This window comes from Polaromonas sp. UC242_47, assembly GCF_044452385.1.
Taxonomy (GTDB): Bacteria; Pseudomonadota; Gammaproteobacteria; order Burkholderiales; family Burkholderiaceae_C; genus Polaromonas.
The window spans coordinates 3,963,546-3,977,103 of record NZ_JBIOAO010000001.1; the positions used below are offsets into that span (position 1 = coordinate 3,963,546).

Here is a 13,558-nt window from a genome sequence, read left to right on the forward strand (position 1 = left end):
TCGGTCAATGGCGAATTTTGTAGCCAACACGCAGCATGTTCACCGCTATGCCGCTGACCACCAGAAAAGCCGTGCCCACAATGGCGAAGCTGATCCAGGGCGAGACGTCGCTGATGCCGAAAAAGCCGTAGCGGAAACCGTCAATCATGTAGAAAAACGGGTTCAGGTGGCTGACGGTTTGCCAGAACGGTGGCAGCGAATGGATGGAGTAAAAAACGCCACTCAGAAAAGTCATGGGCATGATGACAAAGTTCTGGAAGGCCGCCATCTGGTCGAACTTTTCCGACCAGAGGCCGGCGATCAGCCCCAGGGCGCCCAGCAAACCCGCACCCAGCACGGCAAACACCAGAATCCATAACGGTGCCACAAAACTCGGCCGCCCAAAATAAACCGTTACCACGAACACGCCCAGACCGACCGCCAGGCCGCGCACCACGGAGGAGCCGACGTAGGCACAAAACCAGGCCCAATGCGACAGCGGCGTCAGCAGCACAAACACCAGGCTGCCCATGATCTTGCTCTGGATCAGCGAGGACGAGCTGTTGGCAAAGGCGTTTTGCAACACACTCATCATGACCAGGCCAGGCACCAGAAAGGCGGTGTAACTGACGCTGCCGTAAACCTTGACCTGGTCCTGCAACACATGGCCAAAAATCAGCATGTACATGACGGCGGTGAGCACGGGCGCACCCACGGTCTGGAAACCGACTTTCCAGAAACGCAGCACCTCTTTATAAAAAAGTGTTTGCCAGCCGGTCATTCTGCGACTCCCACGCTGCTTGCTTCGCGGGCTGGCGGCGTCGCGCTGCCCCTTATTCCATCAGGAGAGGCTCTTTTTCCTGAGGCAGGCTCCGCTAAAAATGGGTTTGTGCCTGTTTTTTCAGCCATCACTTCCAGGAACACATCTTCCAGGTCGGCCTTGCGGATTTCGACATCTTCGGCCACCAGGCCGGCCTCGCGCATGGCGCTGAGGTATTGTTCGATTTCATGGGCATTGTGCGCAGGCAACTGCACAATCCGGCCGGTGATACGGGCCTTGTCGGCCAGCACTTTGGGCAGCTCGCTGTCGATCTTGAAACGCAGCACATTGGAGGATGCGGACTTGAGCAGCTCGGAGGTCTGCGCCAGCGCGACCATACGCCCCTGCTTGAGCATGGCAATGCGGCTGCACAGGGCTTCGGCTTCTTCGAGGTAATGCGTGGTCAGGAGCACGGTGCTGCCTTGCTTGTTGAGTTTGGCGACAAATTGCCACAAGGTCTGGCGCAACTCCACGTCGACGCCGGCGGTCGGTTCGTCCAGCACAATGACCTGGGGTTTGTGGACCAGGGCCTGAGCCACCAGCACGCGGCGTTTCATGCCGCCCGACAGCTGCCGCATATTCGCATCGGCCTTGTCGGCCAGGCCCAGGCTGGCCAGCAACTCGTCAATCCAGTCGTCGTTGTTCTTGACGCCAAAATAGCCGGACTGGATACGCAGCGCCTCGCGCACCGTGAAAAAGGGGTCAAACACCAGCTCTTGCGGCACCACGCCGAGTTTGCGGCGGGCATTGGCATAGTCGCTCACCACGTCGCTGCCATGCACCGTCACGGTGCCGCTGCTGGCGCGTGAGAGCCCCGCCAGAATGCTGATCAGACTGGTTTTACCGGCACCGTTGGGGCCGAGCAGGCCAAAAAACTCGCCCGGCTGGATGTCAAAGCTGACATCATCCAGCGCCCGGACACCGGGACCGGACCGGCTGCGTGTACTGTGGTAATTTTTGGAGACGGACTGGAATGAGATGGCGGGCATGAGCCGTCTATTTTAAGGGCGTCAGCCCTGAGTCTGCCCGAGGTCGCGCAGATAAGGGCATTCAGCCCCCCGGGCAGCCGCGTCAGGCGGTCGCCGGCAGCAGCGTTTCCACGCCGTACAGACCCGCCAACTGGCGCAGGCGTTCGGGCAGGCCCTGCACGGAAAAGGTCTTGCCGGCGGCCAAAACTTCGCGGCGGCAGTCCAGCAGGACGGCCAGCGCCGACGAATCAAAAATCCGCAGCGCACTGGCATCCGCCACCACGGCAACGCCCGTTTGCGCCGCCAGCGCCTGTTTCAGGGCCAACAGCGCCGGCACCGCCAGGTCGTGCGTCAGCTGGGCAGGAAGCCGCATCACTCAGGACTTCTTGTCGCCGTTGTTGGACTTGTTACGCTGGACCAGCGTAGCGATCAGACCATCCACACCTTTGGCGGTGATTTCCTGCGCAAACTGGGTGCGGTAGGTATCCACCAGCCAGATGCCCAAGACGTTGAGGTCGTAAATTTTCCAGCCGCTTGGGGTTTTTTCCATGCGGTAGTCCAGCTGGATCGGGTCGCTGCGGCCAATCACTTCGGTGCGCACCAGCACTTCGGTATCTGTCGGTGCTGCACGCAGCGGCTTGACATTGATGGTCTGGTCCTTCACCTGGGACAACGCGCCGGCGTAGGTACGGACCAGCAAGGTCTTGAACTCTTCCTGCAGCCGTTTTTGCTGCTCGGGCGTGGCCTGGCGCCAGTTCCGGCCGACGGCTGCGGCCGTCATGCGCGTGAAATTGACATTCGGCATGATTTTGCTGTCCACCAGCGCGATGACCCGGCTCACATCACCACCCTGAATCGCCTTGTCGGCCCGGATCGTGTCCAGAACCTCGGTGGAGGTGCGTTTGATCAGAACATCCGGCGCCTCGTCAGCGGCACGTGCTGCGGGGCCCACAGCCAGCAAGGCCAGGGCAAGGGAAGCGCCAACAACATGGCTAAAAATTCGACGGTTCATGGTTTCCTTTCAGGTCGGAACATCTGCCTGCCGGAGCCGGGCGAAAAAACCCAACTGAGTGGCAAGTGATTGATTGGACTGTGTTTTTCTGGCGTTGGTTCGGGTCGGCAGGTGAAGTTATGACGCTGCTGTGTAAAGATTTTTTTACTTCGCGGGGGCAGGCGGCGTGGCTTCGGGCAGGTCAAAACGCTCTTCAGGCGCCCCGCTGGTGCCAAGATCAGCACCCCGGCGCTGCAAATAAGCATCACGCGTGAAGCTGTATTTGTCGAGCGCCGCCTGGTCCAACACCTCACCGGCACGCAGCAGGCTGGCGCGAAGATCCACGACGCGAAGGACATACAGGGAATTGCGGGTGGCGACACTGTCCACCGACCGGTACACCGGCTCGCCATAAATATCCACCACCAGCCCCGACGCGTCACGAACCGACGACGGGCCCAGCACCGGCAGCACCAGATAAGGACCGGTCCCCATGCCCCAATGGCCCAGGGTTTTGCCGAAATCTTCGCGGTGCCTTTCAATGCCCATTTCCGTGGCCCAATCCAGCACCCCGCCCAGGCCAAACACCGTGTTGACGCTGACCCGCATCAGGCTGTCCCCGGCTGCCTGCGGCTTGGCCTGGAGAAGGTTGTTGACGAAAGACCAGACGTCCGACAAGTTGCCGAAGAAGTTGCTGACACCCGTGCGCACCGGCGAAGGCAAGGCAGCCTGGTAGACCTCGGCCACCGGCTTGAGCACCGCCGCGTCCAGGCCGTCGTTGAAACGGGTCACACCGCGGTTAAACGGCTCAAAAGGATCACGCGGATTGGGTCCGGTGGCACAGCCCTGCAGCAGGGCCAGCGCCAGCAAGCCAGCCCAGAGGGCGGCCGATTTCATCGTGCTTGTTGTTTTCATTTTTTATCGTGGGCCTCTGCCGGTGGCGCAGTCGTCGAATTGGAACCGCTGTCCGCCGCCTTGCTGTACAAAAATTGGCTGATCAAATTTTCCAGCACCACGGCCGACTGTGTCTGTTTGATCACGTCACCCGCCGCCAGATTTTTCTCATCAGCACCCGCTTCAACACCGATGTATTGTTCACCCAACAAACCACTGGTCAGAATTTTCAGTGAGCTGTCTTTGGGAAAAACATACCGGCTCTCCAATGCCAGATTAACACTGGCTTGATAGGACTTGTCATCAAACGTGATATTTTCAACGCGGCCGACAATCACACCCGCACTTCTGACGGCGGCGCGTGGCTTCAAACCACCGATATTGTCAAACTTGGCGACCACCGCATACGATTTATCGAAGCTCAAGGTCAACAAATTGGCCGACTTCAGTGCCAAAAACAGGACGGCTGCAGCGCCGGCCAGCACAAACAGGCCGACCCACAAGTCATTTTTGGAGCGTTGCATCTTGATTCCTAAAAAAGCACGGGCCGCGGCAAGTGCCGGCCGGTAAATAAGTGGTGAATTTTCGCATTGGACGGGGCAATTATTGAGGTGACAAAAATCACACGCTAAACATCAGGGCCGTCAACACAAAGTCCAGCCCCAGCACCGCCAGCGAGGCCAGCACCACGGTACGGGTGGTGGCCCGCGCCACCCCTTCGGGGGTCGGTTGGGCCTCAAAACCCTGGAACAGCGCGATAAACGTCACGGTCACACCGAACACAAAACTCTTGACGATGCCGTTGCCGACGTCGCGCCAGACGTCCACGCCCGACTGCATCTGGCTCCAGAACGCGCCGGCATCGACACCAATCATGAGCACACCGACCACCCAGCCGCCCACAATGCCGACGGCGCTGAAAACCGCCGCCAGCAGGGGCATGGCGATCACGCCGCCCCAGAAACGCGGGGCGAGAATGCGGCGCACCGGGTCCACCGCCATCATTTCCATGGCCGACAACTGCTCGCCGGCTTTCATCAGGCCGATTTCCGCTGTCAGCGCCGTGCCGGCCCGGCCGGCGAACAGCAGCGCCGTGATCACCGGCCCCAGTTCGCGCACCAGGGCCAGGGCCACCAGCAGGCCCAGCGCCTCGGACGAACCGTAACGCTGCAAGGCGTAATAACTCTGCAAGCCCAGCACAAAACCCACAAACAGCCCCGAGACCGTGATGATGGCCAGCGAGTAGTTGCCCAGAAAGAAAATCTGGTCTCGAATCAGGCCAAAACGGGCAAACACCGGCCCCGTCAACGCCAGCAGCCTGGCCATCATGCGGGCGCCGTAACCCATTTCGGCGAGTTTGCAACGCGTGGCAAAACCCAGGTCAGCCACCAGATTGACCAGCACAGATTTGCTCATGGACGCTTGTCCTTGCCGGCCACGGATTGCGGGCCAAAGTCGTCGGCCTCGTTCGGGCCCGGGTAATGAAACTGCACCGGCCCCTCGGCCAAAGCATTCACAAACTGATGAACCAGCGGATCGCTGGAATGGCGCACTTCATCAGGCGTGCCCTGGGCGGCGATGCCGCCGTTGGCCAGGATGATGACCTTGTCGGCAATCCGGAAGGTTTCTTCCAGATCGTGCGACACCACAATGCTGGTGATGCCCAAGGTGTCGTTGAGCTGACGTATCAATTGCGCTGCGGTGCCGAGCGAAATCGGGTCCAGGCCGGCAAAGGGCTCGTCGTACATGATGAGTTCCGGGTCCAGCACGATGGCCCGGGCCAGCGCCACCCGCCTGGCCATGCCGCCCGAAATTTCACTGGGCATCAACGCATGGGCCCCACGCAGCCCGACCGCGTTGAGCTTCATCAAGACAATGTCGCGAATCAGCACTTCGCTCAAGGAAGTGTGCTCGCGCAGAGGAAACGCCACGTTGTCAAACACGCTCAGGTCGGTGAACAGGGCACCAAACTGGAACAACATACCCATACGGCGGCGCGCGGCGTACAAGTCCGCCTGGCTCAGGCCGCCGACTTGACGACCGTCAAACAAAACCTCGCCGCTTCCGGCTTTTTGCTGCCCGCCTATCAGGCGCAGCACCGTGGTTTTGCCGCCGCCGGAGGCGCCCATCAAGGCGGTGACCTTGCCGCGCGGCACGGACAGCGTGACGTCGTTCAAAATCACGCGATCCCCTTTGGCGCCTGGGTAGGCGAAGGTCACATGTTTGAATTCAACCAGAGAAGACGGCGCGCTGTCGGACATGAAGCAAAAAGAAAAGCCGGCAGACATGCCGACCTTTGGTTACGATTCCCCAATGATAAAGGGTTTGCCCTGATCCGGTTGCGCGAACAAAAGCCAGTTCTCGAGAAAACCACACCTGGCCCATAAGGTGGCCGTTGCCCACGAAACACAAAAAAACCGGGCAATGCCCTGTAGTGCCGGAAATTTATGAAAAACCAGGCTCCAGCCCTTTAAACACGGTCATGAGAAGCTACCATTTTTATAGCGCATCGCATCCAGGCAACTCGCCGCAAAAGCAAGACTCTCGTGGGCTGGCGCTCCACGCGCCGGCCCACCCCCTCGTCAATACTCCAAGCGGCGATTGGCGAGGGCCGGCCGCTTTCAGCGAGGCAGGTCGCTGTAACCCATGAGGAATTCATCGACGGAGCGCGCCGCCTGACGGCCCTCGCGAATCGCCCACACCACCAGGCTTTGCCCGCGACGTATGTCGCCGGCCGCAAACACCTTGGGCACATTGGTCGCATAACCGCCGGTGAAGTCTGTCGTCGCTTTCGCGTTGCCGCGTGCATCTTTTTCAACGCCGAAGGCTTCCAGCACCGCCGGGACCGGGGCCACAAAACCCATGGCCAGCAACACCAGATCGGCCTTCAGCAGCTGCTCGGAGCCCGCCACTTCCACCATCTTGCCGTTTTTCCATTCGACACGCACGGTTTTCAGGCCGGTGACTTTGCCCTTCTCACCCAAAAGCTCCTTGGTGGAAATGGCGAATTCGCGCTCGCAGCCTTCCTCATGGGAGGAAGAGGTGCGCAGCTTGATCGGCCAGTAAGGCCAGGTCATGGGCCGGTTTTCTTCTTCCGGTGGCTGGGGCATCAGTTCAAACTGCGTGACGCTGAGCGCGCCATGGCGGTTGCTGGTGCCCACGCAGTCGGAGCCGGTATCGCCGCCGCCGATCACGATCACGTGTTTGCCATCGGCACGTAACTGGTCTTTGACCTTGTCGCCGGCGTTGACCTTGTTTTGTTGCGGCAAAAACTCCATCGCAAAATGCACGCCGGCCAGATCACGGCCGGGGACCGGCAAATCGCGCGACTGCTCGGCACCGCCGGTCAGAATGATTGCGTCAAAGTCTTTCTGCAGTTGTTCGGGTGTGATGGTTTCCTTGGCCCAGTTGGTGACCTTGGAGTCCTTGCCCAGTGGGTCCTTGGCCTTGCCGACCAAAACACCGGTGCGGAAGGTCACCCCTTCGGCTTGCATTTGTTCGACGCGGCGATCGATATGGATTTTCTCCATCTTGAAGTCGGGAATGCCGTAACGCAGCAGGCCGCCGATACGGTCGTTCTTTTCGAACAAGGTCACGTCATGGCCGGCGCGCGCCAGTTGTTGTGCCGCGGCCATGCCGGCCGGGCCCGAACCCACCACCGCCACTTTTTTGCCCGTCTTGTGTTGGGGCAGTTGCGGCTTGACCCAGCCTTCGGCCCAGGCACGATCGATGATGGCGTGTTCAATCGACTTGATACCCACCGCATCGTCATTCACATTCAGCGTGCAGGCAGCCTCGCAGGGTGCGGGACAGATGCGGCCGGTGAATTCCGGGAAGTTGTTGGTGCTGTGCAGTGTTTCAATGGCACTTTTCCAGTCGGCCTGAAACACCATGTCGTTGAAATCAGGAATGATGTTGTTGACCGGGCAGCCGCTGTTGCAAAACGGCGTGCCGCAGTCCATACAACGTGCGGCCTGCTTGTTGGCCTGCGCATCATCGAGTCCGATCACAAACTCTTTGTAGTTTTTCAGACGCTCGGGGACGGGCTTGTAGCCCTCCTCGATGCGCTCGTATTCCATGAAACCGGTAACTTTTCCCATGTGGCTACTCCAGATACTTCTTGTTTAGGCGGCGGCTTGTGTGGCTTTGGCAACCACCGTCTTGCTTGCCGCTTTGGCGGGAACTGCAACAGCGGCTGATTTTTTGGCCGCCATTTCGCCCAACGCACGTTTGTATTCCAGCGGGAACACCTTGACGAATTTGCCGCGCGCTTCCGCCCAGTTGTCCAGCAACTCGCGGGCACGTTTGCTGCCGGTCCAGCGGTTGTGGTCTTCCAGCAATTTGCGCAACTGGGCCTCATCGGTCTGGCCGCCATGCCAGAGGCCATGTTCGCTGCCGGCCTCCTGCTGGGCCGCCGGCTGGACTTTTTCCAGCGACACCATAGCAGTGTTGCAACGTTTGGCAAACTGGCCATCTTCGTCGTAGACATAAGCCACGCCGCCGCTCATGCCGGCCGCAAAGTTGCGCCCGGTCTTGCCCAGCACCGCGACGGTGCCGCCCGTCATGTATTCGCAACCATGGTCGCCCGTGCCTTCGACGACGGCCGTGGCACCCGACAGGCGCACGGCAAAACGTTCGCCGGCCACGCCGCTGAAGAAAGCCTCGCCCGTGGTGGCACCGTAAAGCACGGTGTTGCCAACGATGGTGTTTTTATGCGACTCACCGCGGAAGTCAATGCTGGGGCGCACCACAATGCGGCCGCCGGAAAGGCCCTTGCCGGTGTAGTCGTTGGCGTCACCAATCAAATACATGGTGATGCCTTTGGCCAGGAAGGCGCCAAACGACTGACCGCCCGTGCCTTCCAGCTGGATACGCAGGGTGTCGTCAGGCAAGCCTTCAGGATGACGGCGCGTCAATTCACCCGACAACATCGCACCCACGGTGCGATTGACGTTGCGTGCAATTTCAATGAACTGGACTTTTTCGCCTTTTTCCAGCGCCGCTTTTGATTTTTCGATCAGGCGCACATCCAGCGCTTTTTCCAGCGCATGGTCTTGTTCCATCACATGCAGGCGCGGCACATCGGCCGGCACATTGGGCTGGTAGAACAGGCGCGAGAAATCGAGGCCATCGGCCTTCCAGTGTTCAATGCCCTTCTGGGTGTCGAGCAGGTCGGCGCGGCCTATCAGTTCGTCAAACTTGCGCACACCGAGTTGCGCCATCAACTGGCGCGCTTCCTCGGCGACAAAGAAGAAATAGTTAACGACATGTTCGGGCTTGCCGCTGAATTTCTGGCGCAGCACCGGGTCTTGCGTGGCGACACCGACCGGGCAGGTGTTCAAGTGGCATTTGCGCATCATGATGCAGCCTTCGACCACCAGCGGCGCGGTGGCGAAACCGAACTCGTCGGCGCCCAGCAACGCACCAATCACCACGTCGCGGCCGGTTTTCATCTGGCCGTCGGCCTGCACACGGATGCGGCCGCGCAGGCGGTTCAGCACCAGCGTCTGCTGGGTTTCGGCCAGGCCGATTTCCCAGGGCGAGCCCGCATGTTTGATCGACGACCAGGGCGAAGCACCGGTGCCGCCGTCATGGCCGGCAATCACCACGTGGTCGGACTTGGCCTTGGCCACGCCGGCGGCAATTGTGCCGACACCCACTTCGCTGACCAGCTTGACGCTGATGCTGGCGCGTGGATTCACGTTTTTCAGGTCATGAATCAGTTGCGCCAAATCTTCGATGGAATAAATGTCGTGGTGCGGTGGTGGCGAAATCAGGCCGACGCCAGGCACCGAATAACGCAAGGCGCCAATGTATTCACTGACCTTGCCGCCCGGCAACTGGCCGCCCTCGCCGGGCTTGGCGCCCTGGGCCATCTTGATCTGGATCTGGTCGGCCGACACCAGGTATTCGGCCGTCACGCCAAAACGGCCGGAAGCCACTTGTTTGATTTTCGAACGCAGCGAGTCGCCGTCCTGCAGCGGCAGGTCGACTTCGACCACGCTGTCGCCAATCACACTTTTCAGTGTTTCACCCTGCTTGATCGGGATGCCTTTGAGTTCCTGGCGGTAACGTGCCGGGTCTTCACCGCCCTCGCCCGTGTTGCTTTTGCCGCCAATGCGGTTCATGGCCACGGCCAAGGTGGGCATGGGCTTCGGTGCTAATGGAACCCAGCGACATCGCGCCGGTGGCAAAACGTTTGACAATTTCCTTGGCCGGCTCGACCTCGTCGATCGGAATGGCTTTGGACGGATCGATCCGGAACTCGAACAGACCGCGCAAGGTCATGTGACGGCGGTTCTGGTCGTTGATCAGCTGGGCGTATTCCTTGTAGGTGTTCCAGTTGTTCGCACGCGAGGCATGCTGCAGCTTGGCAATCGCGTCTGGCGTCCACATGTGGTCTTCGCCACGCGCGCGCCAGGCGTATTCACCGCCGGCGTCCAGCATGTTGGCCAGCACCGGGTCGTTGCCAAACGCGGCCTTGTGCATACGCAGCGCTTCTTCGGCGATTTCGAACACACCCATGCCTTCGACCTGGCTGGCCGTGCCGGTGAAAAACTTGTCAATGGTGGCGCGGTTCAGGCCAATGGCCTCGAACAACTGCGCGCCGCAATAACTCATGTAAGTCGACACACCCATCTTGGACATGATCTTGGACAGACCCTTGCCAATGGCCTTGACGTAGTTGTAAACCGCTTTGTCCGTGCTCAGGTCACCCGGCAGGTTTTTGGACAGTTCGGCGAGTGTTTCCATCGCCAGGTAGGGGTGCACGGCTTCGGCGCCATAACCCGCCAGCACGGCAAAATGATGCACCTCCCGGGCGGAGCCGGTCTCCACCACCAGACCGGCCGTGGTGCGCAAACCTTCCTTGACCAGGTGCTGGTGAATCGCCGACAGCGCCAGCACAGCCGGAATAGCGACCTGTGTCGGGCTGATGGCCCGGTCGCTGACAATCAGGATGTTCTTGCCACTCTTGATCGCGTCCACCGCTTCCGCGCACAGCGACGCCAGTTTGGCTTCCACACCTTCGTGGCCCCAGACCAGCGGGTAGGTGATGTCCAGCGTGTAACTTCTGAATTTGCCCTGGGTATGCGTTTCAATATCACGCAGCTTTTTCATGTCGGCGACATTGAGCACCGGCTGGCTGACCTCCAGCCGCATGGGCGGGTTCACCTGGTTGATGTCCAGCAGGTTAGGCTTGGGACCGACAAAGGACACCAGCGACATCACAATCGCTTCACGAATCGGGTCAATCGGCGGATTCGTCACCTGCGCAAACAGCTGCTTGAAGTAGTTGTACAGCGGCTTGTTCTTGTTCGACAACACGGCCAGGGGGCTGTCGTTACCCATGGAGCCCGTGCCCTCTTCGCCATTGACGGCCATAGGCGACATCAGGAACTTGATGTCTTCCTGGGTGTAACCAAAGGCCTGCTGGCGGTCCAGCAGCGACGGGGATTCGTTGAGGCCGGAGCTGGAAGAAGACGTCGCGCTGGCTTCGTCGGAGCCCATCTTTGTGCCATCGGTTGGTGCCGGCACATTGGTGGCCTGCACGTCGTCGAGGCGGATACGCAGGTTCTCAATCCACTGCTTGTAAGGTTTGCTGTGGGCCAGCGTGGCCTTGATCTCTTCGTCGTCGACCATGCGGCCCTGTTCCAGATCGATCAGGAACATCTTGCCGGGCTGCAAACGCCATTTGCGCACGATCTTGTTTTCGGGAATCGGCAACACGCCGGATTCGGACGCCATGATGACCAGGTCGTCATCGGTCACGCAGTAACGCGAGGGGCGCAAGCCGTTGCGGTCCAGCGTGGCGCCGATCTGGCGGCCGTCGGTGAACACGATGGAAGCCGGGCCGTCCCACGGCTCCAGCATGGCGGCGTGGTATTCGTAAAAAGCCTTGCGGCGTTCGTCCATGGTGGTGTGCTGTTCCCAGGGCTCGGGAATCATCATCATCACGGCCTGGCTGATCGGGTAGCCCGCCATGGTCAGCAGTTCCAGGCAGTTGTCAAAGGTTGCGGTATCAGACTGGTCGGCAAAGCTGATCGGATACAGCTTTTGCAGGTCGGTGCCCAGCACCGGCGAAGACATCACGCCTTCGCGCGCCTTCATCCAGTTGTAATTGCCCTTGACCGTGTTGATCTCGCCGTTGTGGGCGACGTAGCGATAAGGGTGGGCCAACGGCCATTCGGGGAAAGTGTTGGTGGAGAAACGCTGGTGCACCAGCCCCAGGGCCGACACACAGCGCGGGTCGGTCAGGTCCATGAAATAGGTGCCGACCTGATCCGCCAGCAACAGGCCTTTGTAGACCACGGTGCGGCTGGACATGCTGGGCACGTAATATTCCTTGCTGTGCGTCAGGCGCAGGTCCTGAATCGCGGCGCTGGCGGTTTTACGGATCACATACAGCTTGCGCTCCAGCGCGTCCTGCACGATCACATCATTGCCACGGCCAATAAAAATCTGGCGCAGGATGGGTTCTTTTTTGCGTACCGTCGGCGACATCGGCATGTCGCGGTTCACCGGCACATCACGCCAGCCCAGCAAAACCTGGCCTTCCAGACGCACGGCGCGTTCAAGCGCCTGCTCGCAGGCCAGACGGGAAGCATGTTCTTTGGGCAAAAACACCATGCCCACACCGTATTCGCCAGGCGGCGGCAGAGTCACGCCCTGCTTGGCCATTTCTTCGCGGTAAAGCGCGTCAGGCAGCTGGATCAGGATACCTGCACCATCACCCATCAATTTATCGGCACCCACCGCACCCCGATGGTCCAGGTTTTCCAGAATCTTCAGGCCCTGCTGCACGATGGCGTGGCTTTTGTGACCCTTGATATGCGCCACAAAACCGACACCGCAGGCGTCATGTTCGTTGGCCGGGCTGTAAAGACCGTTTTGTTCAAAATGTTTGATTTCAGCAGCCGTTGTCATGGCGCACTCCTAGTCGGTTGGGGGACATGCCGGCGCGTGAGGTACGCGCGGAGCTGTCCAGCCAGGTTTCGTAATATGTCGCAGGGATAAGGAGCATAGTGCAGTGCAACAACAATGCCAAGCAGAATAATTAGGGTCAGAATCTAATTAATTACCCATAAATTTCATCAACTTTTAATTAGGGACATATTAAAGTTGATTTAAAAATCCCATGCAAATCAAAGAACTAGAAGCGTCTACGGCGCGACAACCGATTTACGGATGGGGCGACCTGCCTGCGTTTTACTGACTCGACGTGGCGTTTTTTTTTGTAAGTCCGCGACGAAGTCGGCATCACCCAAGGCCCAGCCGCTGAGCACGGACTGCGTCAGCGCGAGTTGCTGCTGGTCCGACACCCCCCGCATGCACCAAATCGGCGTAAGCCGCCTCCCGGGCAAAAGGGGTGTTGCCCAGCGTCCAGAACAAGGGCGGAGGTGTCACCAGCTTGTCGCTGCGCAAGCCAATATAGTGAGCATGGCTGGACCAGGGGTAGTCGCGCGCCTCAGCCACCAGACCGGCGCGCACCGGGTTGAGGTCCATGTAGGCCATACAGGCCAACAAATACGACTCGGTCTGGATCACGGTGGAACGGTAACGGCCTTCCCACAAAGTTCCGGAGCGGCCCTGGCTGTCATTGAAATACCGTACGTAACGCCGGCCCACGGCTTGCATCATTTTGGGCAGGGCATCGCTTGACTCCGGGGTGGCCAGGAGATGAAAGTGGTTGCCCATCAACACATAGGCATGAACCGCTACACCAAACTTTTTGGCGTTTTCGTCGATCAGGCCCAGCAAGGTCTGGTAGTCGACTGCCGACGAAAAAATGGCTTGCCGGTTGTTGCCACGCTGGATGACGTGGTGCGGGTAGCCGGGAAGACTGAGACGGGAAAGACGGGCCATGACAAACTGCGTGGTGGTTCTGCCCCATCATAAATCCAACCT

11 protein-coding genes and 1 pseudogene are annotated in these 13,558 nt (G+C 59.6%); all 12 read right to left on the bottom strand.

The features are described 5' to 3' along the window. Positions 1-4: 4 nt before the first annotated feature. Positions 5-760, bottom strand: coding sequence for an ABC transporter permease (locus ACHMXK_RS19275; protein WP_397442130.1), 756 nt, complete (start codon positions 758-760; stop codon positions 5-7). After that, the gene (locus tag ACHMXK_RS19280; protein WP_397442131.1) at positions 757-1,788 is read right to left on the bottom strand and encodes an ABC transporter ATP-binding protein; all 1,032 of its coding nucleotides are present in this window, start codon (positions 1,786-1,788) and stop codon (positions 757-759) included. The genes ACHMXK_RS19275 and ACHMXK_RS19280 overlap by 4 nt, the downstream gene beginning before the upstream one ends. Before the next feature lie 82 nt (positions 1,789-1,870). After that, complete coding sequence (locus ACHMXK_RS19285) at positions 1,871-2,140, bottom strand: lipid asymmetry maintenance protein MlaB (protein WP_397442132.1); 270 nt, start codon at positions 2,138-2,140, stop codon at positions 1,871-1,873. A 3-nt stretch (positions 2,141-2,143) separates the two neighbouring features. Next, on the bottom strand, positions 2,144-2,779 hold the full coding sequence (locus ACHMXK_RS19290) for a phospholipid-binding protein MlaC (RefSeq protein ID WP_397442133.1): 636 nt from the start codon (positions 2,777-2,779) through the stop codon (positions 2,144-2,146). A gap of 144 nt (positions 2,780-2,923) precedes the next feature. After that, positions 2,924-3,673 (bottom strand): VacJ family lipoprotein, encoded by a 750-nt coding sequence (locus ACHMXK_RS19295; RefSeq protein WP_397442134.1) that lies wholly within the window; start codon positions 3,671-3,673, stop codon positions 2,924-2,926. Then, the gene (gene mlaD, locus ACHMXK_RS19300; RefSeq protein ID WP_397442135.1) at positions 3,670-4,176 is read right to left on the bottom strand and encodes an outer membrane lipid asymmetry maintenance protein MlaD; all 507 of its coding nucleotides are present in this window, start codon (positions 4,174-4,176) and stop codon (positions 3,670-3,672) included. The genes ACHMXK_RS19295 and mlaD overlap by 4 nt, the downstream gene beginning before the upstream one ends. 97 nt (positions 4,177-4,273) lie before the next feature. Continuing rightward, entirely contained in the window at positions 4,274-5,068 is a 795-nt protein-coding gene (gene mlaE, locus ACHMXK_RS19305; RefSeq protein ID WP_397442136.1) for a lipid asymmetry maintenance ABC transporter permease subunit MlaE, read from the bottom strand. Next, entirely contained in the window at positions 5,065-5,913 is an 849-nt protein-coding gene (locus ACHMXK_RS19310; protein ID WP_397442138.1) for an ABC transporter ATP-binding protein, read from the bottom strand. The genes mlaE and ACHMXK_RS19310 overlap by 4 nt, the downstream gene beginning before the upstream one ends. A 360-nt stretch (positions 5,914-6,273) precedes the next feature. Continuing rightward, positions 6,274-7,752 carry a glutamate synthase subunit beta gene (locus tag ACHMXK_RS19315; protein WP_397442139.1) on the bottom strand — a complete coding sequence of 493 codons (1,479 nt, stop codon included), beginning with the start codon at positions 7,750-7,752 and terminating at the stop codon, positions 6,274-6,276. A gap of 24 nt (positions 7,753-7,776) precedes the next feature. After that, entirely contained in the window at positions 7,777-9,801 is a 2,025-nt protein-coding gene (locus tag ACHMXK_RS19320; protein ID WP_397442140.1) for a glutamate synthase-related protein, read from the bottom strand. Next, a complete protein-coding gene (locus ACHMXK_RS19325) occupies positions 9,737-12,577 on the bottom strand; it encodes a glutamate synthase central domain-containing protein (protein WP_397442141.1) in 2,841 nt (946 codons plus the stop codon). The genes ACHMXK_RS19320 and ACHMXK_RS19325 overlap by 65 nt, the downstream gene beginning before the upstream one ends. A 236-nt stretch (positions 12,578-12,813) precedes the next feature. Then, positions 12,814-13,516 (bottom strand): annotated as a pseudogene (locus ACHMXK_RS19330) (transposase). Between the last annotated feature and the right edge of the window lie 42 nt (positions 13,517-13,558).